The organism is Methylobacter sp. S3L5C (genome assembly GCF_022788635.1).
GTDB lineage: Bacteria > Pseudomonadota > Gammaproteobacteria > Methylococcales > Methylomonadaceae > Methylobacter_C.
Genome location: NZ_CP076024.1, coordinates 3,431,624 through 3,457,470 on the forward strand (window position 1 = coordinate 3,431,624; position 25,847 = coordinate 3,457,470).

A 25,847-nucleotide genomic window follows, 5' to 3' on the forward strand; every position below is an offset into this window, starting at 1 on the left:
TGGGTTTGGGTTGTCATGTTAATATCTGTTTTGGTCTTGTGGATTATTACAGTTTATTTATAAAATCTGCAAACAACCCACCCAGGTAAGTTGTACAATCAAGATTCCAGTGAGTATTGTTATCCTGATCGTAAATAGCTTTAATGCCAACACCATTTGGATTGCTAATATAAGTTGCAATGTCAAAAACAGGTAGACCTAACGATTTTATAAAATCGTTATAAGAAGCAGCCATAGCTTGCTCACCAGCAGTTAGATAACTGTTTAACGGTTGTGTACCTAAAATTATCTGTATATTATTGTCGCAACACTTATTAATAATATTTAAGGTTTGCTGTTTGCCCAAGTTAAAAGCTGGAATTGACCCTTTAACGTTATTAATGCTCCACGTTTGCCACAATAAAAAACTAGGCTTTTGGGCGATTACGTAATTTACAGTGTTATTGTAATATTCCGTTTGTGTCCTACTTGCTTGAGCACAATTCCATGCTGTCACATTCCTATTCTTATTGCTTGCTAGTTTTGCGCCTAGACTAGCAAAACTAAGACCACCTAACACCTGCGCTGTAACATTAGATACACCAGCGTCCCCTTGCAGTCCTGCATAAGTGCTGTCTCCGCAAATTGCTACGTCAACCGCATTTTTTTTGTAAAAAAACTTTATAGTTGGAATGGCAACAAATATACCACTGGATGTATCGGTAGGAACATAAGCTACAGTGGTTGCATTTGTTGTTCCATCGGTTGCGCCTGATGTATTCTTAATCTCCCGCCCTGTACTGGTATTAAAAACACCAGTACCATTTGGATTTATTGAAATCATTCTCCAAATTGTCGCTCCATTTCTAACCCTTATATGTACTAGCGGATTAGCGTCAAGCACATCTGTGCGCGGTATAGATTCTAAATAAATAATATCAGATACCAATTGCCCAGGGATAGGTCTGACTGTACCAGAATCAGTAGCGGCTGGTATTTCACCTGTAGTTAGCCCATTAAATGTAATTGGTACAAAAGACATACCCAAGCCACTATGCCCATTTGTAGGTATTGCACATGCTGTAGCTGCTAGAATGGGCTGTACAGCCGCAGTATCATAATTTTCTAGGATTATTTGAATACCAAAAAAACCACCCATTGCATCACGCTGTTCTACCCATGTTCTATTTGCATAGGTTGATGCACCAGCATGGGCAAACACTTTATCTATTGCCGAGCGTTTTGATTTACCACCAGCCTCAGCCCCCTCCAAAAACATCCTTTTTCCGATCCTCTCCGCACCAGAATTGGACAGTTCCGCTATGGATGTACGTGGGGTAATTGTTTCCGTACCCGCATACGCCTTTTCCGGTATCGAAAACCCCGCCGAACTCCCGGCCGAATAATTCCCCCGCGCATCAAATGCTCTAACAGATATACTATGCGTACCAGCCGGAATGCCCGACAAGTTAATTATTGTCGTATTGCTACGTCCCACCTCATTTACCGCACCATTCAAAAATGCTGCATAGCCAATTACACCAACAGCATCCGTCGAGGCTGCGACAGTAACGGTTGCTGTTCCGTTTTCCAGCGCATTGGTAATGACTGGCGTACCAGGTGCTGTGGGTGCAGCTGTATCGGGCGCCGGGTAAGTACCATTAAATGGAGCAGTAGCCATAATTATTCCTTGGTTTTTCTAATAGGCTTACTGGTTGCTTTGATAGCCTCATCAGTGACTATCTCAACAATCAACATTGGCTCGGCTTGCAATACAGCCAGCTCGTCTGCCGTGAAGTGCTCATCTGAGTATTCCACCGGAATACTTGAATGAGCAGTCCCACAGCGCCGAAAACCATCTGCCCTTGACGTGATTATGACAGCCATAAATCAGCCTAAAGCCGGAACAATGACCAGCTCTACCGAGTTGTACCAGGGGTTAGTTGTGCCGCCGATATTTTCCAGCCTAATCAACTGGCGAGCTGCTGCTTCGTTGGAAGGTCCAACCAACAGATGGGTCGGCATAACATTCATGCTACTGCCATCCGGTTTGCGCTGGGTGCCGATAGCGACACGAGCAGCCGCGTAAGCGGCGACATCAAGGGCAGTCTTGCCCATATACGCCAACTGATGAAAGCCAAAGCCCACGTTATAACGCGCATCTGCGCCGTACATAAATTGGCGCTTTAAAAACACATTGTCGTCAGTTTCTCTGTCCAAATTGACAAACTTCACGTCTTGACGTTTTTGCATGACTAACGGCTTCATGTAAGTGCGAGACAAGTCCATCAGAAACCAGGGCGCCGCCGCACCAGCCGCATAGTTGCTATAAACCGCTTCAACACCGGCAGCATCATAACCAACGTGATCAGTATCAAAAAAATACTGCCCATCAAGACCGATAGTTGAATTACCCAGCAATAGTGATGACCACACCAGCGTATCGCCATGCTGGGCTGCTACCTCACCTTGCATGGCAAAGCGATTTCGATACAAGCCAAGCTGGTCATCTTCAATATCATTGCGATCAACACCGATGGTGTGCTCCCAATTTTTATTGATCAACTGGTAATTAGTCGCTTCAAGGTTATGGATAACCCTGTCACCAACCCACTCACGCATACCCGGCAAATCCCGCATCCACCCATAGTTTTCAATTTTTGCAGTAGACTGCACTTCCATGGCAACTAAAGGCCATTGCGGCTTGACCGACTCAATACCTTGTAAAAACGCAGCCTGAAAGCCTTGTCCCAGGGCACGTAAAACACCTTGTGTAATTTGCATGATGATCCTTAATTAATTAAACGCCCAAACCGAGCAATACCCAAACGCCGGCCGATTCAACAGCAACGATTTTACCGGCACGAGAGCGGGTAGATGTGCCGCTGGTTTTAGCGACAGTTTGATCGTCAACCAGGTAACAATCCGAACCAACATCAGCCTGGGCAATCAAATCGGTTGATGCTGAATTGCCAAACAAGAAGGTTCCGCGACCTACGCGCGCCTTAATCGCCCCTGCACCACCCGCTGAATTGTCAGCCGTATCTTCAAAGCGGCCAATGGCAATCAGTCCGGTTGCTGTTGTTGCGGGAGCTGCATAGCCACCACTTAAAACAGCCAGTCCACCCTGCAGGCATTTAACGGCGGCTTTTACAGGAAACTCGCCGATATCACCGGTGCGCTGTTTGGTATTTCTTTCTACTACTAATGCGGTCATTTATTCGCTCCGGTATTTAATCATTTGCTCATCGGTTAAGCCGAGCTGTGACGCTACAGCCTGCTCATCGACAGAAAGTGCAGCGGTGAGCGTGTCTTCTGGCGCCTTACCTTTGGTTTGCATACCAGACAAGGCAGCAATGGGTTGTGCCGAGCCCAGATAAGCCGATAACGATTCCAGGTTAGATTCACCTAACTTTTGTGCCCAGCCTTTTTGCGCAGCCAGCAAGCGCCCATCAGCCAGCGCCGGTTCAATCAGCTTATTTATCTTGTCAGCGTTAACGACAACGGATAGTGCGGCAAAATCAGCTTGCAATGCCGTCATCACCTCAACTGAGACAAATAAAGCAGGATCTGGCGTTTGTGCAGACAGTGCTGTCAACTGATCAGTCTTGGCGGCCAAGAAAGCCGATAGTCCGGTTGTTGTCCCCTCCGGCGTGGAAATAGCGACTTTCAGCTTATCCAGTTCCGCAAGGATTTCGTCGAGCGTTGCCAGGGTGGGCAGGTTGAGCATATAGCGCAACCGCTCCAATAGTTCATCTTGATCCATAATCGAGCCTTGTAGTGATAAATCAAAGTGTGCCGCAGCCAGATCGGTTAGGCCGTCCAGTGCGGGGTAATTTACGAGTGCCGCCATTAGCAGGCCGGTAATTTCGCCGGTGCTTGGGTTGTATTTCAAGACGGGAGAGATATAGCGGTATTCTTTGGCCTCAATTGCGGCTTTCGCTGATTCATTCCAGCCCACATCAGTCGCGTAAAGCCCATCATCAGGCCGCCAAGACAACGCAGAAAACCACCCGGCTGCCGGTGCTTTTTGGCCATTGGTTTTGCTGTGTAAGGTTTGGTGGTCGTAATCAATAAGATACTCGTCAGCTTGTTGCGCTGACGCACTTAACAGGGCGCTAGCGTTGGCCTCGGTCATCACCCAACCTGACAAGCCCAATGGCCTTCCGTCTTTGGCGCGAAATCTACCGGCCGGCAATAACCTAAATTCAGTCGGCGCAGTACCGCTTAGCTCGATTAATTGAGCAGAAAGAGCAATGGTTTCGGTATTGGGTGTTTTTTTCATGGCTGTAGAATAAAACAGCCGGGGAGTTTTTAGCTTAGGGAGGTGTTCGTAATCAACTATAAGCCCATAGCATGTGATTAGTCGCTTTAAAATAGCGCTAAAACTGCATTTAACGCCTATTTAACGGGGGTAAAAACAAAAAGTCTGATACTGATATAGATAGCAATAAAAGTAGGGCTTAAAACGTAGATTCCAAGTGGTCGCGAATAATGGCCAATATGGCTGATTCATCCTCGGTCGATATCCCTAAAAACGGCCGAGCAGGAATATCACCCCATAGATGAGGAAATTCGGCGGTGGCGCCACCGAACTGTTGCATGGCAGCGTATTCCATCGGACTACCAATTTGCACACTATCATTGCCCAGCAACTGATAATTAATAGTATCGCCCAGGATACCTCTATCAGTTAATGGCCGGTCGCCCTGCTTATCGCCTAACAAAGTAGATAATACCGAATTGAGCGCCCAGCGCTCACCATCCGGACCGGTTGTTGTTACAAAGCGTTTTTTGGTTGATTCGCTTAACGTCTCGCCGATCTCTTTAAGTGCCGGGCGCAAATTAGTGACCGAGCTTTGCAGGTTGCGCAAAGCGGCCATGATAGCTTGGTCATTGATAGTGATATCAATCATGACTGTACATACTGTAGATCAGGTATAAATCAGGGGTTTTCATCGTTTATTGTTTAGCCTATACTGATTATTAATCGAAGGTGACGACCGGAAAATCGGCGTCCGGTCAACTGGCGGGGTATACCAACCAGGGATAGAGGAACTGCCGACCTCTCACCTTCGAGCCTCAATTTAAGGGGATATATCTGCGCCTATCCTGCAACGCATTAACATTTATTTTAAACGTAGAACGAGCGAGATTAAGCTGCGCCTTCATTTTCCCCTGCAAAAAATCCATCTCTAATACAATCTTTATATCACGCGAATCAGTTAGCCCGGGCAATACATACAAAAGATTTCCCGTATCACTATCTAGCAACACGCGTGGATTATCGGCCAAGGCAGAGGGCATCGACTTCCACTCATCAACGCTTAGGGCGTCGCCATCGCGACTATGGCGGTCAGCCTTTTTACCAACCAACAACCTGTCTTCGGTATAAATTTCAGCAGTGATCGGTACCTTACCTTGTTTGGCGAGACCACTTAAAACACCGGAATCCATCCACCCCATTAGCTGCGCCGAGTTTTTTGACACGCCATCCGCTAAAGTAATATCTACCCACGCCGAAAAGCTTGCGTCTATCTCTGCCAACAATACCGGCTTTAATAAACTCATCATCGCCGCACCCACGGGCGCAGGCAAGCGGATTAGCTTGTCATCAATCAGGCTCTTAAAAGACTGGGTAACCGATGCTCCCGGCGCATAGTCCCACCCGTAATCAACACCCTGCGGCAAGGTATGCACTGTGCCATTCCGGTCAGTCTTAGTATAGGTTCCGTCATCCGGTGCCGGATGCCCCTTATACTCGGTGGCTCGTACTGCCGTTATTCGGCACCGGCAACCAAAGCCATTCGGGGCAAAATGCGCCTGCCACCACGGATCGTCATACCTCAATACCGTGCCATTCCAGCTTTGATGTAATGGCCGTGGGTGCGCCACCGTGTCATTGTGGATATACTTCCAGTAAGGCCGTGACTGCAATAACTCAGGGTCGGTCAATTGCGCATAGCGCCCAGCCGCATAACTGGCGCGCATGTTGGTGTTGTAAATCACCCTCGCTCGCCAATCCCGACCCGTCACGGTATCACTGCCGGTCCAGCCTTCCCAACCATGCTTCTTGACGATGCTTTCAAATTCTTGCTTAAACGCGCCTATCGACTTGCCGTCAGCGACCGCTTTATTAATCGCGTCATGAAAATCCGTTAATAAATCCGCCTTGGCTGCACCAGCAACTATAAATGCCCGATCATGCGCACTACTTCGAATATCGTCCCAGTGCGCCGTTGGCAGGTTCAGCTTTTGCTTTAAAAAATCGACCTGTTCCTGGAACGGCCGGTTAAATTTGCCATCGCCCCGCGCGTTAAATGCCAGTTGGGTAGGCGATAGATTTAGCGGCATAACAACCTACAGATGCGATTAATCACCGTACAGACGCGATTAATCGCGTCTCTACCCTTCATGCACCCTCCTTAACATCAAAACGCCCCGACAAATCCGAACAAGCAAAAGCCAGTGCCATTACCTTGACCAGCTCGGTACTGTTCAGATCACCGTAACTGTTGAGCAAGTCATCACGCAGACTATCCAGACTATCAGCCGCATCAACCTTGCTACGAATGGTTTCCACCCAGCTTTTCAGCACCGGTGCTGCCTCTTGTGCCAGTAAATCAGCCTGCGCGGTAACCGGTGAGTTATCAATGTCGGGTACAGACGCGATTAATCGCGTCTCTACTGCCAACATTGCGGCACCATTCCCTGGTGGTAAAGGGGCGACCTGTGCAGGCATACCTAATATCGCTTCACCGGCTTCCGGTTCCGGTATCTTTAATTTCAAATTAACATAACTTACCGGTATCTTGGCCCCGGCAGCCGCCAGCGCGGGCAAGGCAGTAGCAAACAAGGCTAGATCACTCGGCTCCTGGGTATCACTGACCCATGTCGGACAGCGGTTATCAGCAAACAGGCCATTAAGCATCGCCATCGGATACACCAGATAGGCGCTTAAGGTTTGATCCAGCTGCGTTACATCATCATCGCGGATATCCAGGCGCACTTCGTTATGAACTTCGCCCAAGCTACGATTACCACTTGCCCCGGTAGAGCTGGTCAGCGTGCCACCTAAAATCGCTTTACTGACACTGCCTTCACACCAGTCGATCATGACCTTAAAAGCATCGGCACTGCCGGTCGCCATCACCTGCTGTAACTCCAGCTTCATCGAGTCAGGGATAATCCCGGCGGCGTTATGGCCAATACTCAACACGGCATTCATCAAGGCGCGTTTTTCATCATCAGAAGCCCCCGGGGGATATTGCCCGACCCGAATCGGCAAGCCATAAACTTCCAGGAACTCGGCCAGATCACGTACTGAAAAATTCTTATACAGGTATGGCCAGGCTAATACCCGATGCAAACCAGAACGGGCCAGATAGCCGGAGCGGGAGCTATGGATATGGACAATCCAGCCAAACGGCTGCAAGGGCACGCCGTAAGTCGAGCGATTATCCCGCAAATGCAGGGTATTGCGGTTTTCTTGCGGACAGGTAAACCAAGTCGGCGGGCGGTGCTCGACTTGATCGGGAAACCATAAGCCGGCAGCGGTACGGCCCCACCCTAACTCAATACAAGAAAAGCCATGCCCGATAGCATCCAGCAAGCTCATTCGCAAGGCACCGGCATCCAGCTCATCACGAATCAAGGCCTCCAGCAGCTTGGTCGCCTTTTTCTCGGCAGCAGTGGCATCACGCGGCGGTACCAACTTCCAGTCCAGCTTTTTGGCAGCCATCTTGCGCTTGCTTAATTCAGCGGCAATATGGGCATCCTTCTCTTCCATATCCATAAACAACTCGGCCTGGGCAAGCATATTGCCCTGTTCGGCCTGTACCAGTATTTGGGCCAGCTTTGCCGGTGTCAGCCCTCGGGAAGGGTGCGAATCGAACTCACGATGCAATAGCGCCGCTTGTGGCGAGTCTGTTTGTCGCTCTGCGACCAGCGCCGGGGTTAACTTTTGTTTAAACCAATCAGCAAAGCTCATTACCAGGCACCTGTTGTAGAGTGTTCAAAATCGTCAGTTCCCCAGTAACGCGCATCTTTACTGGGCAGAGGGTTATATTCAATAATTTGCGCTTCGGTCAAACTGGCAAAATAGGCCAGTGCTTTCGAGATCGCGCTGTCACCATGGCGCTGATTAGGGCCGGTTTCGGTCTTGGTTTTGGGCAAGCGGATAATGCCGTTAATCACCTGCAAGGCGCGTAGATCGTTCATTTGGTCAGCATCGGCCGGAATCGTCAGCTTGCCATCTTCAAAAGCCGCTTTCAGCTTGGGCATGTTTTCCAGATACCAGCTTTCCGATAACTTGATTTCCTGAATACGCCCGGAACCATAACGGTGCCGTGCCTGCTCGGCCAGATACATGCCGTTTCCTCCCGCATCTAGCGCCCCACCAATTAATTTAGGTAGGCGATCAACGATATAAAACAATACCTGTTCTTGCTGTTTAAAGGGGATGTTGCGCAGCTCCACGCTAAACGGCACGGTTCTATCCAGATTCTGCTCGATAGTCATCGGGTCAATGACCGATAGATCACCCAAACGACCAAAGTCCATGCCAAAAGCATGCATAAGCTTGGGGTTAATCTTATCAAGCTCCGGACGCAGCAGCCCATCACACCAATCCCTTATTTCCGCCTGGCGCAAATGCTCCGGCCACTCGTTAAAGCTATTATCTTTACTTAATCGAAGCACGGGATAGCGCTTATCCATCCGTGCTTCAATCAATACCCGACTTAAAGCCGCGCCACCAGACTGACTGGGCACACAAAAATATTCTTCGTCGGCAGCTTCTTTGCTGGGCGCATTGGCAATGGTCTTGGTGCGCCATGCCAGCTCGGCTTCGGGGCTCCAGACTTGGCCAGTGACATAGCAAATACGCTTAAAGACGCCATCGGCCAGCGCATCATCCAGGGTAATCCGGTGCACACTGTAGGGCTTACGGCCAGCCCTGGCATCCTGAACGTACTGGTTGTATTCGTTATCGACGCCGTTATGGGTGCTGATAATCCGCACCCGCGCACCCCACATGGTCAATGCCATCGCGGCTTTTAACAGGCCATGCAAGGAGTCATGAAAGGCCGCTTCGTCAATAACGACATCGCCCTGCATACCTCTTAAATTCGAGGGGCGCGACGACAACGCGGTAATTTTAAAACCCGAGTTCGGGAAGCGAATGGTATAAGCAAGGATCTCCTTACTGCCTTCTTCGTCTTTGAATAAGGACTGGTCCACGCTGCCTGCCAACTGGTTGAAGGCCTTGGCAAACAATGCACAGGCGGCAATATATTCCAAAGCCATCTCTTGACGACTACCCACATAATAAACATTGTGTCCTCCGCGTTTTTTAGGTTTTGAAGCAGTGATAACGTTACAAGCGGCTTCCGCCCAGGTTAAGCCGGTACGCCTAGACTTTTCGGCAATTTTGACTTCCGACTCGTCTTCAAACCAGCGCGCCTGATAGCCCAACAAGACCGGCTCGTTGGCGGGAAAATAGTCGCCGGTTTGCAGCTCTTCAACCAGCTCGACGGGGACTGAAACAACCGTGTTAGTCATCACTTGCCCAGTAAAATGCGTTTAATGGACGCTTCCAGCTCAACACTGATGCCGTCGCTTTTAAGGCCTGCCGTCAGCTCTTCAGCGGCTTCAGCGCGCGCTTCCTGCCTAATTCTGGCGTCGCGTTTTGATTGCGACTCTTTTTGTAAGGTGCTGGCACGGGTTGTATCCAGTACAGACTTGGCCGCCTCTTTCAGCAGCGCCATGCGTTCGGCAGGTTCTGCATATTCCAGATCCTGCAAACTGACCATCACATCAAACAATTCAGATTGCACCAGGCTTATGACCGCCGCCGAGCGCAAGTCGGAATCATCCGGGGCTGCTTCGGCAATCATCCGCGCCGCTTCAGTGCTATTACGTACCGCTTGGATGCGGCGCTTGAGCTTGGAGGCATGGCGGTAAGCCGCACTGCGTGACAGTTCAAAGCCGTTTTCTGAAAGCCAAACAACCAGGCCGTCATAATCGGCAAAGTTGCGGCGAATCAGCTCGCGCTCAAAGTCGGCGCGCTGTTCCGGTGTCCAGCCATCGACCTGCGCAGGACTAGACATCGAAATACTTCTCGGGCCGGGCAATGCCGGGCTCTAAAACGACCGTGTACTCGACGATATCAACCCCGTAGCGAGCAATTTCGATAAACCAGCGTCCATCGGGGCGCTTGTCGACCTTAATCAGATCCCTGTCGTGCAAATACTCGCACTCGCGCCGAATCTCGTTTTGGGTAGCATCGGTGTATTCAGCCTGAATAACCGATAAGACAATGCGCTCGTAAGTCCCGATGGGCCGGGCATTGTTCAGTGTTAACAAGATTTGCCAGCGAATGTTCTCGCGGCGTATTTTCGGCATATCAGCCATATCGATCCCCTTTTAAAAAAGCATTTTCAAGTCGTACTGCCAAGCCATCGATCTTGGCTTCGATAACACTCTGATTGCGGATATAGTCGTCACGACGAACATAGTGGATCGGCAAATCGGCTTTCATCTGCATAATGTCCCGCTCTACCCGCTGCCACTCCCGTGCCTCATTGGCCGCCGCCAACTCCAGCGCCGCAAATTTAACGTCCCAGTGCCGCTGTGCCGAACTACGCGCTTCTTCCTGGGTAGAAAACTTCTCATCCAATCGCGCTTCAAACTGTCCTACCAGCAATTTACCGGCAGTGATAATCACGGATACCAACGTACCCAGCAAAGCACCGGCAACGCCCAATAACTGCCAGATATCAACCGCAACAGTCATAAGCTTCTCCCGGTTTTTAGTTGTTCATAAGCCGTTTGGCACTGAATACAGCGAATACATAACGGTAGCGCTGCCAGCCGGTTTGCCGGTATCGCTTTATCACAATCCAGACACAGCACACTCTCGGCAACAATACGTTGAAGGGTCAAGCGATGCCGGGCCAATTCCTGCTGCACCGCCCTGTTGATATCAAACAGCATCCGATCATTGGCACGATCAATATCATCACTCATCAGGCACCGAGACTTTCCCGATGACAGCACCGGACTCCCCAAGCGACGGTCGTGTCGATTTGACAATGACCTCAAGGCGCTCGGCATACTGGCGCTGTAAGCGGTTGCGGGCAGCAAGACGCAGATAAGTGTCGTCAGACAGGCACGCCAATTCATCGGCTTTAATCGCCGGTAGTACCGGACGTACCGGCAGCGGCAGAACTACCTGTGTGATAATTGGTGCCGGCAGGGTCGTACAGCCCAGCTGTAGCAGCCCAATCATTATCCAGGCCATCGCGCCTGGCCAGCGTTGTTGCGGTTGTTTCATTGAGTGTCTCTTGACGTTGTTGGTGTTCTACCGTTGTTAAAGCCTGATCCAGCGTGGCTCGGTGTTGGGTTTGATTAAGTGCCGCCTCGGCAATAGTGCTTTGGATAGCGGCATAATGCTCGGCCTGTTTGGCTTTGCTGCGATAAGCCAGGGCAATAACCACTAACAGCAAGCCGATGGCGACAAGGATTAAAAACAGGGTTAGCGACACAGGCCCACCTTGTCGCTGGTCGCAACGGTTAAATAGCTGTTAATAAGACCGCCTATTAACGCAATGCTGGAGGCGATAGCATCCAGATCATCAGGCGCCAACTCCACCGGTAAAAACTTAACCAGCAAATACAAAATGGCCAGAATGGCGTTTAGGCGTAACTGTTTATTTTTCCAGGCAGCAGGATCAGCCAGCGACTCACCAGCCTGTAGGGCACGACATAACAACAAAAAACCGGCTAACATTGGCCACGCTCCTGTAAAAATTTGATAAAACTGCGGTGGGATGAGCTTAGCAGCAACTCGAATAGCGCTGCCTTGCCTTGGGCTATTAATGCATCCAGCTCAGCCTGCAAGGCAGTAATAACCGCCTCGTGACTTTCACTGTAATTTAAGTAATACAAACGCATAGCCAATTGCTCAGCGCGCTCATTTGCCAAAATCGTCAAGCTATCTATGCGCCGTATTAAGGCTTTATTTTTACTCATACACCCTCAAATAAGGCGCGTTCTGCCGCACGTCGCGTGACCAGACCTGCCAGCTTGATCTTTTTACCGTCTACCGTAGCAAACACCCAACGATCAAACTCGGCAGCAGCACCGGAAAAATCACCGGCTTTTAGTTTTTTACGTAAGGTTGAATCGCAGTAATTACCCTGGCCAATGTTAAAGACCAGGCTTACCAACGCATCAAACTGGTTAGGGGTTAAATCAGGACGGGTAATAGAGCTGATAAACTCGGCCACTTGCTGGGTATCTTTACGCAGTAGGGTATCGGCTTGGGCAGGACTGATAAATAAACCGGCGGCTTCACGCGTTAACTTGCGGATACTCCGACAGGTATAAATAATGCGCTGCAAAGCCGTGGCATCAAAAGCCTTAAACAGTACGTAATCACGAGTCGGCAAAATAACATGACCATAACCAATAGTGAGCTTGTTGGCCGGGCATAGATACGCCTTTAGCTTTAAGCTTTCACTGGTTTTGATGATATTTAGCCCGGCTGTGCCGAGAATGTAGTGGGGTTGTGTTTTCATGGTGCCAGTGTAAAGACTGACACGACTGGGGGGATTCAGCAGGGATTCGTACGCGCGGTAGAGACGCGCTTTATCGCGTCTAAATGTACGGTAATTAGTATAGGTGTGATAAATCAGGCGCGATAAATCAGACGCGATAAAGCGCGTCTCTACAACGAAAAAATATCCAGCTGCCTATCCAGCCTGACAGTATTGCAAATCTTGTTAACCTGTCGCTCGGTAATGCCGTGCTCCAACGCCATTGTTGATTGAAATATACCCTGGGCAAAGCCCTTAAGAATCTTCTGATTACGTAGCGCCCTAATAGCGACGGCTGCTCGTGGTATCTGAATAACCTCATTGCCATACAGCTCACACAGCTGCACGAAGGCAGCAAAGCCCAACAACTCGGCTAGCCTATGAGTCGGCAGGGGATTTTTTGGAATGGCGACATGCACGCCGGGGTAATGCAATAACAAAACCATGGCAGTTTGCTGGCCACAGTAGCTGGCTATTTCCTGCATTCGCTCGGGAATTAATTCGGGGGGCAGATCAAACAAGGGCAAGGATGGCATGGCAAGCTCCAATAAAATAAAGGTAACCGCCACCATTATAAATAATGTTCCTCTATTGAGCGTACATAAAAAACCCCGCGTTAGCAGGGTTAGTGTGGACATTACTGAGAATAGGCTCATATAAGCCAGTCCTGAGTATATTTTTTGTCAAATCTAAACTTTTTTGTGCCTTTCGTCGATATCTAATTTAACAACTTTGGGTCGTATTGCGCTTATCTGCTACTGCCCATGATTCAACCTTAAACTTAGCATCATAGGTAGCGATTCCGGTACATGTGGCACTATCCAGTGCCGTCATCTCCAACGGCCATAAGACAATCTCAGCCAATCCCAATGTAAAGACATCAGCCGCTACATAAAAAACGGCCCTCACTTTGCTGGCTTGATTAAATCCAGACTGGAATTCAAAGATATCCTGCTTATTGCCATTCGCCGCAGTATCGATCATTTTGGGCGCACCTAACTGGATAATTAATGATTGCCGAGAACTCCCTATACCTATGCCTGATAAATCCGCAGGGCCTGGCTGCGATATTGCTTTATAGGCTGAACAGCCTGCTAATTGCATAGATAGCGCTACCATAATGATTATCTTATTTCTCATGCTTTAGCCTGTTTTATGTTGAAAAAGTAAAGGGTGCACAGTATGGCACCATTTTATTAATCATTATGTTTTTATCGTTTAAACACCCCTTTCATCATCGCTTTAATCCTTACCCGATTAGCTGCTGCCTTCTCTGGCGGATATTCCGGCGCTGACAGTTCCGGCAAGGGGTAAACCCGTGGCGGCAAGTCCTGCCTTAGCTGTCCGGGACTTGGCCAGCGCGTTGACCGGCCTGCCAAGGTTAAAAACGCTATCGTTAACCGTGGTCGGTCCAGCGCCTCATCCCAGACTATCGGCCAGCCCTTAATCACCCGATACCAAACATCGGCAGTCTGGGTGACGGTTTCACTGCTTGGGCTGCCGTCCAGATGTAATACCACCAGCGCCGATAAGCCCTTGCCTACCTCGCTCTTTAGCCAGTTAAGCAGCGCTTTGGGTGGCTCACTATCCGACTGTATAGGCCCATCATAAATAGTGCCCTCAATAACTATCTTTGCTACTTTATTCATTACCGAACCCCTCTAAGGCTGCTAAAGCCTGTGCTGTTTTTGACCGACCGATAATCTGACCAGGCATGGCCCGAGACTCTTTCATCGGTAATGGAAAAGGCGTCAACAAAAGCGCCTCTAAGACTTTCTTTAAATAATTATGATTGGTTAATGCCCTGCCACCTTTGCCTTGCAAGCTCTCCACGGTTTGTTGCATAGCCGCCGCAACCATTTCCCAAGGCGCCAAAGCTAGCGCAGACTTAGCCAACCTTAGCGCCTTATCGTTAGCCAGATCACGTGTTGTCGAGCGAAACAAACCCAGATAAGCCACCAAGGCGCTACCGGCCTCGGTGTTTAGTTTGCACAATAAACCCAACAGCTCTCGCCCTGACTCGTCTTGCACCAGGGCATCCACGCCAATACGGGCATGACAGATCGGGCATCTATTCAGTTGCATTGATAACCTCCTCTGGCTGTGCGGCACGTAATTTAGCAAACGTCTCATAGTCCAACAGCTCAATCGATGGGTTATGTTTTTTAATGTGCGCAATAAAGGCACCGGGGGTTCTAAATTCCGGCCAGACATAGCAGCTCCTCTCAAGATAGCCGCCTTCCCGACAACCCTTCTTGCCATAAATGTTCACGAGTAGTGCCGCTCGCTTCGCTGGCTGCCCCTTACTGTGTAGGCAATAGAAGCGCCTGGCGATATTGCTCATTTCCGCCAGCTTGCTCTCTTTGCCACACCAAACGTCTCTACCTCTAAAGTAGCCGTCGACATAAACCATGATAACCAACCGCATATTCCGCTGAACAACTCGCGGCGAAAGCAAATAATCATCACACTTCAAATAAACAGCGCTACCGTAAGTCGACGACAACTTGACCTTTACATCCGCCCACTCCCCTTTAGATAAACTCATCGTTCCCGCCTCCCTTCGCGTGCGGCATTTTTGGTTAACGCAGCAATAAGCCCTGCCAGCTCCTGACTGTTGCAAAACTCCAGCTTACTTTTTTTATACATTTGCACAGCCATTGCTGTTGCATAAGCCCACGGCCTGCCAGCCTCAGCCAGTAAAGCCTCAAGCTTTTTAAGCTGTTTGGCGGTAGTAGCAGCACTGTCAATGTTGTGCGGCCTGCCTGGATAAGCGGTTTTTCCGGTAAAGCCTGCCTGCTTCAACTGCTCCAGCACGGCCGCACGACCCAATGCCGTTAAATACTTTGCTGAAATAACACCTTCAAAGGCTTTGGTTTTACCTATGGCCGTCAAGTATCTGGCATCCAGCGCATTAACCTTCCTCAATAAATCCCGATAGGTATCATCATCCAACCCCAAATCTTTCTTGGCAATGTGGATCTTGGCCAGCTCTGCCAGTTTTATTTTGTCAGACGCTGACTTAGGCTTTTCAGTTTTTAGACTCATTGCTGATGCTCCACTGCCAATTTGGCATCATCTCTACTCATGCCCCGATCAAGCGTGGCATTTTTGCCGGCCAACTGACCTTTATAGCCATCAAAAGTAGCCGCCTTAGCTTTGCTGGTTCGTGCATTTGTACTGTTAACGTTACTGTGATTTTTATCCATATAGGCAGTAATCGCCTGCTCATCGGCCTGACTGGTAGCAATAGCGACCAGCTTATCGACGGCAGTAACCACCCAACCCCGACAATAAGCATCTGCACGTACGGTTTTAGTCGCCGCAGACCTACAGCGCTTCAGCTCGGTTTTGATGTAATCAGTACGGCTACGCCTGACTTGACGCAGCAACACCTCAAACGCATACCCTGATAACTCAGGGGCGGGGCTAATGCCAATAAACGACCAGGCGGCATGCGATGCCCAGCTACTGGTCATAAAAATCAGCTTGCAACCAAAAGCCGTGGCGGACTTGTTGGCCAAAAAGGCTTCCCAGTCGGTAGGCTTGGTCTTTACCGTAGACTTGGCATGGGTACTGGAAGCCTCAGCCGCCAGAATATCTGACCGGCTCAGGTTGTACTTGGCCATTAGCGCCTGCGCCTGCCGAAGTGCGGTTTCCGCCTCGTTGGCATTGGCACTACCAGCCAGCCGCAAGCATTTTCTTATCTTGCCGACTATCTTGGCTTGCTCAGTCATAACGCACCTCCGGCCCTGACAGCCCTTTCCAAGATAGCGCGACCGATTGCCTTGCTGCCCCGCTTCCAGCCGCGACGGATAACTTGCTGTGCCATCGCATCATCAAGGCTTTGCAATTTATTCATTGCTGAGGAGCCTTTCTTGGGGTTCTGATAGGTGACCAAAAAGTCAATAATATCGGCTTGCCGCCATAATGAGCGCCCCATACCCACGCCACCCTGCACTGAAGCAGGAAAGGTTGGCTGCTCCCGCTGCATTTTTAGCGTCCAATTCTTATCAATATGACCGGCCAGCTTGGCAACGCCTTCAATACCGATTAATTTATTTGCGCTCATAACGCCGCCAAGTCTAACGATAACTGCTCATACTTGCCGCCGGGCTTGTCGCGTCGGTAAATCCGTAAATACGCCTTGGTGCTGACGACTTGCATGGATTCACGCAAAGCTTTCATGGCCTGCTGCCACTGCTCGTCGGCAATATCCAGCTGCAACAAGGAATAAATACGGCCGATAGAGATATTGCCTTCCTTATCAGTCTGAAAGGCGTGTTCGACCAGTGCTTTGATTTCAATGCGACTGCCTTCTGTCCACTTATGGATGCAGATATCGACCAGCTCTTTGGCGGCGTGGATCCTTTCATCAAAAATTTTGACATCAGCCTGGGACAGCTTTAATTGATACTGACCATCAAAACTGCATAAGGTCACGTTACCTTTAACCCCACCTAATTTAACGCCGTACTTTTCTGCCGACAATTCAACAAAGGCACCGATATCGCCCAAGGTATCCACCTTAAAATCGGCCATAATTGCACGTAAATCCAGCACCTTCTCGACAATCTCCAGTACCAGTGCATCGCGGGTTTTATCGATTTCACTGATGAGCTCAGACGGCACTAAATGGCCGGCGGTATTGCGTAAATAACCCAAAGGAATGCTATTCGTAGTCATAAAGTTCTCTCTTATCTATAAAGGGTAGAGACGCACGGGCGTGCGCCTCGTTAACAATTAATCTTTCAGCGTTAGCAATGCCGACCATAGCCGACTAGCCAAGCGGAGCAAGCTATAAAGCGCCGCAATGCTCCATAACAAACATAGCGATAGGATTATGCTTAAGCCCAGCAGCTGATAGCCGGTAAGTTGGCAGCCATAATCAGCCAGCAAAGCAACATTCATAACACCCCCCGACGTTCCAGCTCTTTGGCAGTGCGGCGATTGCGCCGAATCACCCGGGCCAGCGCCAAGGCCGACAAAGCCTCATTGATACGGTCCCAGAACAAATTACGATTAATTTCCTTTAACAAATCACATTTACGACTCATAGCACTAACTCCTCATTGCCGGTAGCAACCCGACAGGTATCCAGTAATAAACGAATAAAACCCATGCATTCATCGGCGGTCATCACCGTTAAAATATCCGTCGCACCGGCGATGGTTCTAAACTCTGATACCCCGGAAATACGCAAGGCGATATCGCCCCGGCCATAATTTTGTACGGTTAACGTGTGGGCGGGGCTTGCGCCACCACTATTGACCTGGTCATCAATGACCATGCTTTTATTGGTTAACATGTGCAGCTCCACGCTCTTCACAAAATTGACAGGCTTCCCACCAAATTAACTTGGATAGGCCACCAAACGGGCGGGGTGCGCTTGAGCGAGCATTACACTGCACGCGTTCAATAACGCGCCCAACATGCGGGCAGGCCACCACATTGATATATTGCCGGGCAAACTGGTTTAAAATCGCCGTGGGATTGGGATAGTGGCCGGTGCCGATCATGCGCACCGCACTGTCTTTAATCCCCAAGGCATCGGCCAGCGCCTTGGTGCCGATCTCAGTGCGCTTAGCGTTAAAAGCGATTAATAACTCACTCATGATCGCCGCCCTCAATAATGGCATTACTATTGGGATCAAAGACCTGCCCGCCTTGCGCTCTGACTATAGGGGCTTTAGGGCCGAGGTCTTTAACCACGGTATAGCTATAACTACCATTGCTGGTCAGCTTGCCATCATCCACCCGTTCAATAACGACCACTCCGGCGGCAGCCAGCTTGGTTAGCCATTTGCGTAGATTGGCAACCGGATCTTTCTCGGAGCCGGTACACAGGCTACTTTGTAAATCAATTAAGGTCATGCTGCGGTTTTTACGTAAAACCCACCAGGCCCGTGCGCGTAGTCCGCCGGTTCTGGTTCGTGGTGCTTGTTGTCCTTGGCGCATGGCGCTCACTCCTGACTGTTTCTAATGTTATCGGATTGGTTACTCATTATTTGGAACTTTTACGTAAAGACTTCATGGCGTCCTCACAGAGCATCATGCCCTTGGTATCAGCCGCCGTAAGTTGGGTCTTGCCGGTAGCCGTAGCAAAGTCTTCCAGATTTCGACAGGCCACCGCCAGCAGTCGATAACGGCCACGCGACTGGGTTAAGGCTTGCTGGGCAATACCGACATCAATGCCAACTTCGCACAACTCAGCCAGATACAACTGACAATCGGCTAAGGTAGCGGGTACAAAATCCACCAGAGCGCTGATGCGCGTGGCGATATGTGCCAGCCGATGTTCACCAAAGCGGTGTTTTTCACTGTTATGACAGACCAGAATCAATACGCTACCGGCCTGCTCACAGATACGCCGTAAATACTCAATACAATCGGCTTTTTTGTCCAGACCATGCTGGGCTTCGTCCAGTATCACCATGGGTTTGCGCACGGCAAAGGTATCGGCAATCGCTTTTTGTTGTAAAAACTTGGAGCCTCCAGAACAACTCAACTCATAGGCCAATAAGTCCCGTAAATAGGTCACGTTCATACTGGGAATACCTTCGATGTGAATGGCATTGTGTTCGGCGCCAATGTTATCGACACAGCGACTTTTGCCGGTGCCCGGCTCACCTGCCAATAACAAAATACGGGCCTCGCGTGGGGTGCGCGCTTCCAGGGCGCTTAACATCGCCACAAATAACTGATGGTTACTGGTTTTTACATAATGGTATTTCATGGTTATAATCCTGTTTCATGGTTGTAAAAAGTGCCTTCCGGCTGTAACCGAAAGGATGGTGAGGGCGGTTTATCCGCCCTTATTCATGCCTGCCATAGAGCCTGTCTCGTTGGGTTAGTACAGACGCGATTAATCGCGTCTCTACCTATATGAACCCACTATTCCTCCGCTGCTTTATCAGCCATTAACTTGGCTAGCCACAAGGTTTGCTCTTGGTAATTCCTCATCATGGCAACCTCGGGTTCCTTGTTAAAATTACCCTCAACTACCGTATTTTTTAACGGCTCGTCAACCGCTTGCAGTATGTCCTGCATCGATATCAAGGGCGCCTCAAGCTCTCGCATAATCACCGGAATACGCTGCAAAACCTCACCCTCAATAATATTTCCGTCTACCAGTCCGGCACGCTTACTGACTACCACCTTCTTTTTGTCCAGATTCTTCAAGTTGGCAACTGCCCGTTTTTCATCCGCTGCTTCCGATCCGGTCACTGATCGATAACCTGTAGCTTCCAGGAAAGGTGCAATACAAATCAGCTCACCCTTCATATCCTTCACGATGACCTCGTCATAGTTCATGCTGTCATAAGCCACGACCACTTTGTCGCCTTCGTAGGCATCCAGCTCAGGCGAGCGAAACAACATGCCACCGTAAGGTTTGACCATACCGCGACTGACCCGTAACGTTATATGCACCATAAACAAATCTGCCAGGATAGATTCATCCATAAAGATCGGTTGCCAGCCATGCGCCTTATGCTCATCCAAACACTCTTGCGGGGTTTGGTGGCGCATCTTGCCGCTGTTGGCACAGCGCACCTTCGGCAAGGCACTATGGGGCTTGTTATTCCACTTCCGGCGCAAGTTGGTTTCTATCCATTCCAGCGCCTCGGCATAACTACCAAAGACAATCCCGCCGCCCACTTTGGCCGCCCGCGCTCTTAGCTTATCGCGTAGTTCCAGATCCCCTTTATCGGCAGCCTTGACCATTTGCGCGGTAATTTTCTTCACATTGCGTAGCGTTACACTGTCCTGCCCCTTGGCCTGATAGGTTGCCAAGACCCGACACTGCTTATCAGCCCAGGCATGCCAGTTTTCAGCGATGCCGTTGGCCTGTGCATTCCCGACCGTCTTGGGATGCACAATGGTAATGCCCGCCTTATCACTGATAGACTTAACCGGATCGCCGGTAAAATTCTTGTTAGCCTTAATGATATTGGTCGAGTCAGTTTGCAAAATAGCCATAACACCTTGATCCCGTATGGCGTTCTCAATACCCTTGGCAATTACTTCAAAGTTTTCCGTTAAACCAATACCAAACGGCGGGATATAACGGGTAGCCACATCATGAAAATCCCATAACTCATAGGTGACAAAATCACCGGTACGCGGGTGCGGTGCGGTAAAGTGCGTATTCCAGCCATCGGCATGGACTTCATCCCAGGGCAACATACCGGCGTTGGTTCGTGGCTGGTAAGCCTGCCGTCCCCGTAACTGCATCCCGGTATGGCGACCCTTCAAGACATCCATCCGGCTGTACTTCTCATTAATCCAGTTGAGCATGGCGGTATAACCCACTTCGGGATGGCGCTCCTGCAATTGCTCATGGATCAAGGCATAGGTACATTTTTGCCGGTTGTTATCCAGGCGTGTTCTCAGATCAACATGCCACGCCTTGATTTCAAAGTCTTTTTGCCTGACTCCCGGGGTGTAATTACCCTGTTCTTTAAGGCGGGCCTGCCATTTAGCGACTGTGGAAGTCGTTAAAATGTCCGTGGTTTTGGTAACCCCGGAGGCTTTCTGCCGACACCGCCCCAAAGCCGAGACCAAGGCACTGGATAATCGCCCGTCCTGATAACCCTGATTAAGCTCGCGCAAGGCCAGGGATTTGTTGTTACTTGGGTAGGTATCCAGCCAGCGCATGACGATCTGTATCGCTAAGTGGGTGTCTCGCTGTCCGGCTGTATAACCGCTAAGGTCGCTGCCTGAATCTCGACATGCAACTGGGCCATCCACAACCGGATGGCTAACAAGCCCTTTTGTGTCAGGCTCCACCGGTTTTCCCACTCGTCCAACTGGGCCAAGCCCTGCTCCTGTAGCTGTACTTGATCGTTGTGCCATTTCAGTACGATCCCTTGTAGTGGTGGATTGCTCCCCGCCATCGAGAAGGTGGCTTCGCCCGCCATTATCTGCAACATCCACTGCAACTGGTACAGGCTCAGGTTTCGCTCTATTTGAAACAGCTCCTCCCACAGCTCCGGCATAATTAAGGGTACTTCTGGTGTTAAATTGCTCATGTTGTTGCTCCATTTGTTGGCTATATAAAGTGATGTGCGCATCTTGCCGATGTTTCATCACCGCAAACTGAATGTCTTGCGGTAAGTCTTTCAGGGCATACAATTGTTTTTTATGTCGGCTGTGGCTTTTTTCAAAGCTGCATTTCCAGTCCTCTTTTTTTGACCACCGCTCAATAGATCGCTTGCTTTTACCCATCGCTGTCGCTATTTCGACCAGTGTGGCCAGGTCGTTAAGCGTACTCATGGCCTTCCCCCGATAATTGGGCGGCGGTCTGTCCCCGTGTTAAGCTTGGTTTTCCACAACGACACTTAAAAGAGAAGACCACCATGACTGAATAAATTGATCTTAACGTCCAAGAACGACTGCGCGATCTTGAAGCGCAACAGCAAATCATTACCGCTTTTCTTTATGCTGTAATCGAAACGCACCCATCACCCGCCGCGTTAAAAAACAGCTTCGCGTTAGCAAGCGAGCATATAATTGCGTCAAGTATTGATAAGCCGTTACCTGATTCTTGGCTTCGTCAACTAAGTACCTACCGTAATGTGCTCGATCAATGGCTTGACCAACGTATTCGTCGAGCAAAGTAAAGGGACTTTCTGATCCAACTTTCCAACCTTCTGGCGGATTAACGGTCTGCCAGGAGTTATTTCTTTCCACTTCTTTACGATCTTGATGGCTCATAGGATATTCCTCTTAAAATTACGTTTTGGGCGGCGGTCTGTCCCCGTGCTAAGCTTCGTTTCCCACAACTACACTTAAAAGAGAAGACCACCATGATAGAAAAACAATTACCACCACCAACACTGGAACAGATGGATAAAGACTTGCTCTTTGTTGCAGATGAAATGGCCGATGCCCGTGACCTGGGTATCGCCCTGCATGTCTTGCTTTTAAACCTAATCATCGCGCTTGATAAAAGCCAGGTGATTGATGGTAAGGCACTCTGTTACAAGCTGATAGCCCAAGCTTATAAAGTTGAGCCGGGTGGCGCTAAAATAGCGCTAGAGCAGGTGGCAAATGAGATAATTATTCATCTTGCCGGCGGCGAGCCAGACGCAACGCAGTAAGTTCCTTATTTCTCGCTGCTACATAAGCGGGATTGCTGGATAACTTCCTGGGAATATAAGCACGATCTTCAGCCTTGGCAGCGTTTATCTCCGCGACCATAATTTGATAAAACGGGTCTAAACAGGGCTTATTAACCTGAATTTTCTTTAACCCTCCCAATAAGTGGCGCCGCATAAGTAGCGCCGCTTTCTTCACCTTGCTAAACCCTGTTGTGATGTTGATTAATTGGCTCATGCTTGCGCTCCTTCGGCCAAGGCTTGTAGACGCTTGGTTCTGCGACTAGACTCTAACTTCTGGAAGCCCTGCAACTTGCGGGCGCCATCCAATTCATAACGACTGGGCCAAATGATTTGCGGCAACACACCGATAGCTTCGGCAATACCGCGTTCTGATTTGGGGTAGCTAAGCGTTAAGGCTTTTGATAGCATCGAGCCGCTTCTTAAGCCCAGTTCTTCAGCCAAAGATGACAGCGTATAACCGGCTTTATTAAGGGCGGCTTTGATGTCGGCGGGATGCCAATCTTGCGCGGTATCTTCCACGCCAAGATCGGCTTTTTTGGTAATTTTTTTAATCATGATTTATACTCCAAGCTGTTCAATTAACGAATGATCATTAAACTCCTAATAAGGATTTATGTCAAAGCAATTTAAATCCTAATAAGGATTGTCGCAACAGAAGTATAGGAATAATTTAGTGATTACTTCATTTTTATATATAAATCAGATGGTTATTGTTGCGTCATGTGTCGCAATAATATTTATTGATGTGTCGCAACAGACGGCATCGGTTGCGACATGACTATCGGGGCAAGATTAAAGCAATGGCGCGAATATAGAAATCTTAATCAGGAAGAAGCCAGCTCCTTATTAGGAACTCCATTTAGCACGCTACAAAAATATGAGATGAATATTAGCAAGCCTGGAGCAGATGCCATCATCCGTTTTATAGATGCGGGTATCAATGCTACTTGGCTATTGAAAGGTGTAGGCCCAATGCTGGTCGCTGACTACGACACAAAGCCTACTAATGAGCCGGTAGCGCCCTCAGCAGCGCCTGCCGAGCCAGTTGAGTCAGTCATTGACGCTAAGTGCTTACAAACGGCTATTGAAGAGATAGAGCTAGAGCTGATTAAACGGCGGCGCACTATGCGTCCGGACGTTAAAACCAGAGTGTTTATTATGGCGTATCACGTACTGGTGGATGAAAAGAAAGAAAAAGAGCTGGCATCGCATGAATATGCCAAACAAATTGTAACTAAACTAATGAATTCAGTTACCTAAACAACTAATGGGGAAATGTTTGAAATTTACGAATAAAATAGAAGATGAATTTAAGTATAATACGGGGGAGGTTCCAGGCAGCTCCTTCACACTAAATTTCTCGCTGTATATCGGCGAGACTTTTATTTTTTACCAAAAGGAGGGTTTTACTGAAGAATTTAAGGAGGATGCCGTTAAAAACGGTTGAATCTAAAAAAAATTAACGCAAATTAAAAAAAACATGCCAAATGTCGCGCGAAATATTTCGTAACCGTTAAAAAGTACTACCAAATATCCCACAAATCAAAAAACGACTAAAACGGCCTAAAGCCTTATTCCGTATAGTCCCGCTTCATTCTGCTTCATTCTGCTATTACATACCAAATAACCCAGCTCTTCACAATAGTCCCGCTTCATTCTGCTTCATTCTGCTATTACATACCAAATAACCCAGCTCTTCACATTTTTTATGCCTGAAATACTGGAAAGCATTGCGGTCGTTTGTTTTAGAATTGCGCATTCAGTGCGCCTTTTTAAATTTCAGGCACAAAAAAAGGACTTGGTATACACCTAAGTCCTTGATTTTTTTGGTGGCGATAGGTGGACTTGAACCACCGACCCCGGGGTTATGAATCCCGTGCTCTAACCAGCTGAGCTACATCGCCATTTAAATTGGTCTTTGTAAAGAACCGGAATTATAGATATCCCCGGTTAATTTGTCAAACGTTGAATCGAAAATGCACCACATCACCATCTTTTACAATGTAATCTTTACCTTCAAGTCGCCATTTTCCAGCATCTTTCGCACCCTGCTCACCTTTATAGGTAATAAAATCTTCATAGGCAATGACTTCGGCACGAATAAAGCCTTTTTCAAAATCGCTATGAATAACGCCGGCAGCTTGGGGTGCAGTCGCGCCAACAGGAATAGTCCAAGCTCTGACTTCTTTAACACCAGCAGTAAAATACGTGGCCAAATTCAACAAATCATAACCCGCCCTGACTACACGATTTAAGCCGGGCTCTTCCAGCCCCAGATCATCCAGAAACTCTTTCTTTTCTTCGTCATCCAACTGGGCTATTTCTGCCTCTATGGCTGCGCAAATTGGTACAACGACTGCGCCTTCTTTTTTGGCAAGTGCCAGTACTTTATCCAATAAAGGATTATTTTCGAAGCCATCATCCTGGACATTAGCTATATACATGGTTGGTTTTAGCGTCATTAAACAAAGATCTCTAATGAATAATTTTTCATCATCTGTTAACGGTAATGTACGGGCTGGTTCGCCTTCATTCAGTTGATTTAAAACCCGCTCTAAAACCAGCTTTTTAACCAGTTCTTCTTTATTACCAGTTCTGGCAATTTTACTTGCCCGTATTAACGCTTTTTCAACCGAAGCCATATCGGCAAGGGCCAATTCAGTATTAATCACTTCAATATCTGAAATTGGATCAATTTTTCCGGCAACATGAACAACGTTATCATCGTGAAAGCAACGGACAACATGTGCTATCGCATCGGTTTCCCGAATATTAGCCAAAAACTTGTTACCCAAGCCTTCGCCTTTTGATGCACCGGCAACCAGACCGGCTATATCAACAAATTCGATAGTTGTAGGCAATGTGCGCTGAGGTTTCACTATTTCTGCCAATTTTTCCATTCTGATGTCTGGCACAGGTACAACACCGACATTAGGATCAATGGTACAGAATGGATAATTTTCAGCAGCAATCTTTGCTTTAGTTAAGGCATTAAACAGGGTCGACTTACCAACATTGGGTAAACCAACGATTCCACAATAAAGCGCCATAGGTTCCTCTTGAGAGTTTTGAGTTAAAAAATGAAGACAGGTACAGCAAGATTATCAAGCCGAAACAACGGTAATTATACTAGCTATCGCTCCGA

Annotated in this window: 39 protein-coding genes and 1 tRNA gene; 2 read left to right on the forward strand and 38 right to left on the reverse strand. The window is 48.7% G+C overall.

Annotated features, from left to right (window positions below; translation table 11 throughout):
• Positions 1-46: 46 nt before the first annotated feature.
• From KKZ03_RS15415 to KKZ03_RS15580, 34 genes are all read right to left on the reverse strand, one after another.
• Positions 47-1,660, reverse strand: coding sequence for a hypothetical protein (locus KKZ03_RS15415; RefSeq protein WP_243217687.1), 1,614 nt, complete (start codon positions 1,658-1,660; stop codon positions 47-49).
• A 2-nt stretch (positions 1,661-1,662) separates the two neighbouring features.
• On the reverse strand, positions 1,663-1,866 hold the full coding sequence (locus KKZ03_RS15420; protein WP_243217688.1) for an HI1506-related protein: 204 nt from the start codon (positions 1,864-1,866) through the stop codon (positions 1,663-1,665).
• Between the two features lie 3 nt (positions 1,867-1,869).
• Positions 1,870-2,763 (reverse strand): Mu-like prophage major head subunit gpT family protein, encoded by an 894-nt coding sequence (locus KKZ03_RS15425; RefSeq protein ID WP_243217689.1) that lies wholly within the window; start codon positions 2,761-2,763, stop codon positions 1,870-1,872.
• 16 nt (positions 2,764-2,779) lie between these two features.
• Entirely contained in the window at positions 2,780-3,196 is a 417-nt protein-coding gene (locus tag KKZ03_RS15430) for a hypothetical protein (protein ID WP_243217690.1), read from the reverse strand.
• Positions 3,197-4,264, reverse strand: a complete 1,068-nt coding sequence (locus tag KKZ03_RS15435) for a phage protease (protein ID WP_243217691.1) — start codon at positions 4,262-4,264, stop codon at positions 3,197-3,199.
• 178 nt (positions 4,265-4,442) lie between these two features.
• Positions 4,443-4,895 carry a phage virion morphogenesis protein gene (locus KKZ03_RS15440; RefSeq protein WP_243217692.1) on the reverse strand — a complete coding sequence of 151 codons (453 nt, stop codon included), beginning with the start codon at positions 4,893-4,895 and terminating at the stop codon, positions 4,443-4,445.
• Between the two features lie 166 nt (positions 4,896-5,061).
• Positions 5,062-6,333, reverse strand: coding sequence for a phage minor head protein (locus KKZ03_RS15445; protein ID WP_243217693.1), 1,272 nt, complete (start codon positions 6,331-6,333; stop codon positions 5,062-5,064).
• A 58-nt stretch (positions 6,334-6,391) separates the two neighbouring features.
• Positions 6,392-7,969 (reverse strand): DUF935 domain-containing protein, encoded by a 1,578-nt coding sequence (locus KKZ03_RS15450; RefSeq protein WP_243217694.1) that lies wholly within the window; start codon positions 7,967-7,969, stop codon positions 6,392-6,394.
• A complete protein-coding gene (locus KKZ03_RS15455) occupies positions 7,969-9,540 on the reverse strand; it encodes a hypothetical protein (RefSeq protein WP_243217695.1) in 1,572 nt (523 codons plus the stop codon). The genes KKZ03_RS15450 and KKZ03_RS15455 overlap by 1 nt, the downstream gene beginning before the upstream one ends.
• Positions 9,540-10,088, reverse strand: a complete 549-nt coding sequence (locus KKZ03_RS15460; protein WP_243217696.1) for a phage protein Gp27 family protein — start codon at positions 10,086-10,088, stop codon at positions 9,540-9,542. The genes KKZ03_RS15455 and KKZ03_RS15460 overlap by 1 nt, the downstream gene beginning before the upstream one ends.
• Complete coding sequence (locus KKZ03_RS15465) at positions 10,081-10,392, reverse strand: hypothetical protein (RefSeq protein ID WP_243217697.1); 312 nt, start codon at positions 10,390-10,392, stop codon at positions 10,081-10,083. The genes KKZ03_RS15460 and KKZ03_RS15465 overlap by 8 nt, the downstream gene beginning before the upstream one ends.
• Positions 10,385-10,774: a hypothetical protein gene (locus tag KKZ03_RS15470; RefSeq protein ID WP_243217698.1), complete on the reverse strand. Its 390-nt coding sequence runs from the start codon at positions 10,772-10,774 to the stop codon at positions 10,385-10,387. The genes KKZ03_RS15465 and KKZ03_RS15470 overlap by 8 nt, the downstream gene beginning before the upstream one ends.
• Positions 10,771-11,163 carry a TraR/DksA C4-type zinc finger protein gene (locus tag KKZ03_RS15475; RefSeq protein ID WP_243217699.1) on the reverse strand — a complete coding sequence of 131 codons (393 nt, stop codon included), beginning with the start codon at positions 11,161-11,163 and terminating at the stop codon, positions 10,771-10,773. The genes KKZ03_RS15470 and KKZ03_RS15475 overlap by 4 nt, the downstream gene beginning before the upstream one ends.
• A 5-nt stretch (positions 11,164-11,168) precedes the next feature.
• Complete coding sequence (locus KKZ03_RS15480; RefSeq protein ID WP_243217700.1) at positions 11,169-11,525, reverse strand: hypothetical protein; 357 nt, start codon at positions 11,523-11,525, stop codon at positions 11,169-11,171.
• Complete coding sequence (locus KKZ03_RS15485) at positions 11,516-11,770, reverse strand: hypothetical protein (protein ID WP_243217701.1); 255 nt, start codon at positions 11,768-11,770, stop codon at positions 11,516-11,518. The genes KKZ03_RS15480 and KKZ03_RS15485 overlap by 10 nt, the downstream gene beginning before the upstream one ends.
• Positions 11,764-12,012 carry a hypothetical protein gene (locus KKZ03_RS15490; protein WP_243217702.1) on the reverse strand — a complete coding sequence of 83 codons (249 nt, stop codon included), beginning with the start codon at positions 12,010-12,012 and terminating at the stop codon, positions 11,764-11,766. Before KKZ03_RS15490 ends, KKZ03_RS15485 begins: the two co-directional genes overlap by 7 nt.
• Positions 12,009-12,560 carry a lysozyme gene (locus KKZ03_RS15495; RefSeq protein ID WP_243217703.1) on the reverse strand — a complete coding sequence of 184 codons (552 nt, stop codon included), beginning with the start codon at positions 12,558-12,560 and terminating at the stop codon, positions 12,009-12,011. Before KKZ03_RS15495 ends, KKZ03_RS15490 begins: the two co-directional genes overlap by 4 nt.
• 149 nt (positions 12,561-12,709) lie before the next feature.
• Positions 12,710-13,234, reverse strand: a complete 525-nt coding sequence (locus tag KKZ03_RS15500) for a Mor transcription activator family protein (protein ID WP_243217704.1) — start codon at positions 13,232-13,234, stop codon at positions 12,710-12,712.
• Between the two features lie 67 nt (positions 13,235-13,301).
• Positions 13,302-13,718, reverse strand: coding sequence for a hypothetical protein (locus KKZ03_RS15505; protein WP_243217705.1), 417 nt, complete (start codon positions 13,716-13,718; stop codon positions 13,302-13,304).
• Positions 13,719-13,789: 71 nt separating this feature from the next.
• Positions 13,790-14,227 carry a hypothetical protein gene (locus tag KKZ03_RS15510; protein ID WP_243217706.1) on the reverse strand — a complete coding sequence of 146 codons (438 nt, stop codon included), beginning with the start codon at positions 14,225-14,227 and terminating at the stop codon, positions 13,790-13,792.
• Complete coding sequence (locus KKZ03_RS15515; RefSeq protein WP_243217707.1) at positions 14,220-14,663, reverse strand: hypothetical protein; 444 nt, start codon at positions 14,661-14,663, stop codon at positions 14,220-14,222. Before KKZ03_RS15515 ends, KKZ03_RS15510 begins: the two co-directional genes overlap by 8 nt.
• Positions 14,650-15,006 carry a hypothetical protein gene (locus tag KKZ03_RS15520; protein WP_243217708.1) on the reverse strand — a complete coding sequence of 119 codons (357 nt, stop codon included), beginning with the start codon at positions 15,004-15,006 and terminating at the stop codon, positions 14,650-14,652. Before KKZ03_RS15520 ends, KKZ03_RS15515 begins: the two co-directional genes overlap by 14 nt.
• Before the next feature lie 116 nt (positions 15,007-15,122).
• The gene (locus tag KKZ03_RS15525) at positions 15,123-15,626 is read right to left on the reverse strand and encodes a regulatory protein GemA (protein WP_243217709.1); all 504 of its coding nucleotides are present in this window, start codon (positions 15,624-15,626) and stop codon (positions 15,123-15,125) included.
• Entirely contained in the window at positions 15,623-16,315 is a 693-nt protein-coding gene (locus KKZ03_RS15530; protein ID WP_243217710.1) for a DUF2786 domain-containing protein, read from the reverse strand. Before KKZ03_RS15530 ends, KKZ03_RS15525 begins: the two co-directional genes overlap by 4 nt.
• The gene (locus KKZ03_RS15535) at positions 16,312-16,650 is read right to left on the reverse strand and encodes a hypothetical protein (protein ID WP_243217711.1); all 339 of its coding nucleotides are present in this window, start codon (positions 16,648-16,650) and stop codon (positions 16,312-16,314) included. Before KKZ03_RS15535 ends, KKZ03_RS15530 begins: the two co-directional genes overlap by 4 nt.
• Positions 16,647-17,264, reverse strand: coding sequence for a DUF3164 family protein (locus tag KKZ03_RS15540; RefSeq protein WP_243217712.1), 618 nt, complete (start codon positions 17,262-17,264; stop codon positions 16,647-16,649). The genes KKZ03_RS15535 and KKZ03_RS15540 overlap by 4 nt, the downstream gene beginning before the upstream one ends.
• A gap of 57 nt (positions 17,265-17,321) precedes the next feature.
• Positions 17,322-17,489, reverse strand: a complete 168-nt coding sequence (locus tag KKZ03_RS15545; RefSeq protein WP_243217713.1) for a hypothetical protein — start codon at positions 17,487-17,489, stop codon at positions 17,322-17,324.
• Positions 17,486-17,635, reverse strand: coding sequence for a hypothetical protein (locus KKZ03_RS15550; protein ID WP_243217714.1), 150 nt, complete (start codon positions 17,633-17,635; stop codon positions 17,486-17,488). The genes KKZ03_RS15545 and KKZ03_RS15550 overlap by 4 nt, the downstream gene beginning before the upstream one ends.
• A complete protein-coding gene (locus KKZ03_RS15555; RefSeq protein ID WP_243217715.1) occupies positions 17,632-17,886 on the reverse strand; it encodes a hypothetical protein in 255 nt (84 codons plus the stop codon). Before KKZ03_RS15555 ends, KKZ03_RS15550 begins: the two co-directional genes overlap by 4 nt.
• On the reverse strand, positions 17,873-18,193 hold the full coding sequence (locus KKZ03_RS15560; RefSeq protein WP_243217716.1) for a hypothetical protein: 321 nt from the start codon (positions 18,191-18,193) through the stop codon (positions 17,873-17,875). The genes KKZ03_RS15555 and KKZ03_RS15560 overlap by 14 nt, the downstream gene beginning before the upstream one ends.
• On the reverse strand, positions 18,186-18,536 hold the full coding sequence (locus KKZ03_RS15565) for a hypothetical protein (protein ID WP_243217717.1): 351 nt from the start codon (positions 18,534-18,536) through the stop codon (positions 18,186-18,188). Before KKZ03_RS15565 ends, KKZ03_RS15560 begins: the two co-directional genes overlap by 8 nt.
• 46 nt (positions 18,537-18,582) lie before the next feature.
• Positions 18,583-19,314, reverse strand: coding sequence for an ATP-binding protein (locus KKZ03_RS15570; protein ID WP_243217718.1), 732 nt, complete (start codon positions 19,312-19,314; stop codon positions 18,583-18,585).
• A 158-nt stretch (positions 19,315-19,472) separates the two neighbouring features.
• Positions 19,473-21,854: a Mu transposase C-terminal domain-containing protein gene (locus KKZ03_RS15575; RefSeq protein WP_243217719.1), complete on the reverse strand. Its 2,382-nt coding sequence runs from the start codon at positions 21,852-21,854 to the stop codon at positions 19,473-19,475.
• Positions 21,855-22,004: 150 nt separating this feature from the next.
• Positions 22,005-22,295 (reverse strand): hypothetical protein, encoded by a 291-nt coding sequence (locus KKZ03_RS15580; protein ID WP_243217720.1) that lies wholly within the window; start codon positions 22,293-22,295, stop codon positions 22,005-22,007.
• 92 nt (positions 22,296-22,387) lie between these two features.
• Here KKZ03_RS15580 and KKZ03_RS15585 point away from each other — a divergent pair, with 92 nt between their 5' ends.
• On the forward strand, positions 22,388-22,681 hold the full coding sequence (locus KKZ03_RS15585) for a hypothetical protein (RefSeq protein WP_243217721.1): 294 nt from the start codon (positions 22,388-22,390) through the stop codon (positions 22,679-22,681).
• Here the strand turns inward: KKZ03_RS15585 and KKZ03_RS15590 are convergent.
• Complete coding sequence (locus KKZ03_RS15590) at positions 22,641-22,916, reverse strand: hypothetical protein (RefSeq protein ID WP_243217722.1); 276 nt, start codon at positions 22,914-22,916, stop codon at positions 22,641-22,643. The two genes, KKZ03_RS15585 and KKZ03_RS15590, sit on opposite strands and share 41 nt — an antisense overlap.
• Complete coding sequence (locus KKZ03_RS15595; protein ID WP_243217723.1) at positions 22,913-23,257, reverse strand: helix-turn-helix transcriptional regulator; 345 nt, start codon at positions 23,255-23,257, stop codon at positions 22,913-22,915. The genes KKZ03_RS15590 and KKZ03_RS15595 overlap by 4 nt, the downstream gene beginning before the upstream one ends.
• Before the next feature lie 219 nt (positions 23,258-23,476).
• Here KKZ03_RS15595 and KKZ03_RS15600 point away from each other — a divergent pair, with 219 nt between their 5' ends.
• Positions 23,477-23,962 carry a helix-turn-helix domain-containing protein gene (locus KKZ03_RS15600; RefSeq protein WP_243217724.1) on the forward strand — a complete coding sequence of 162 codons (486 nt, stop codon included), beginning with the start codon at positions 23,477-23,479 and terminating at the stop codon, positions 23,960-23,962.
• A 567-nt stretch (positions 23,963-24,529) separates the two neighbouring features.
• Here KKZ03_RS15600 and KKZ03_RS15605 read toward each other — a convergent pair.
• Positions 24,530-24,606, reverse strand: a tRNA-Met gene (locus tag KKZ03_RS15605).
• Positions 24,607-24,660: 54 nt separating this feature from the next.
• Positions 24,661-25,752, reverse strand: a complete 1,092-nt coding sequence (ychF, locus tag KKZ03_RS15610; RefSeq protein WP_243217725.1) for a redox-regulated ATPase YchF — start codon at positions 25,750-25,752, stop codon at positions 24,661-24,663.
• Positions 25,753-25,847 lie beyond the last annotated feature (95 nt).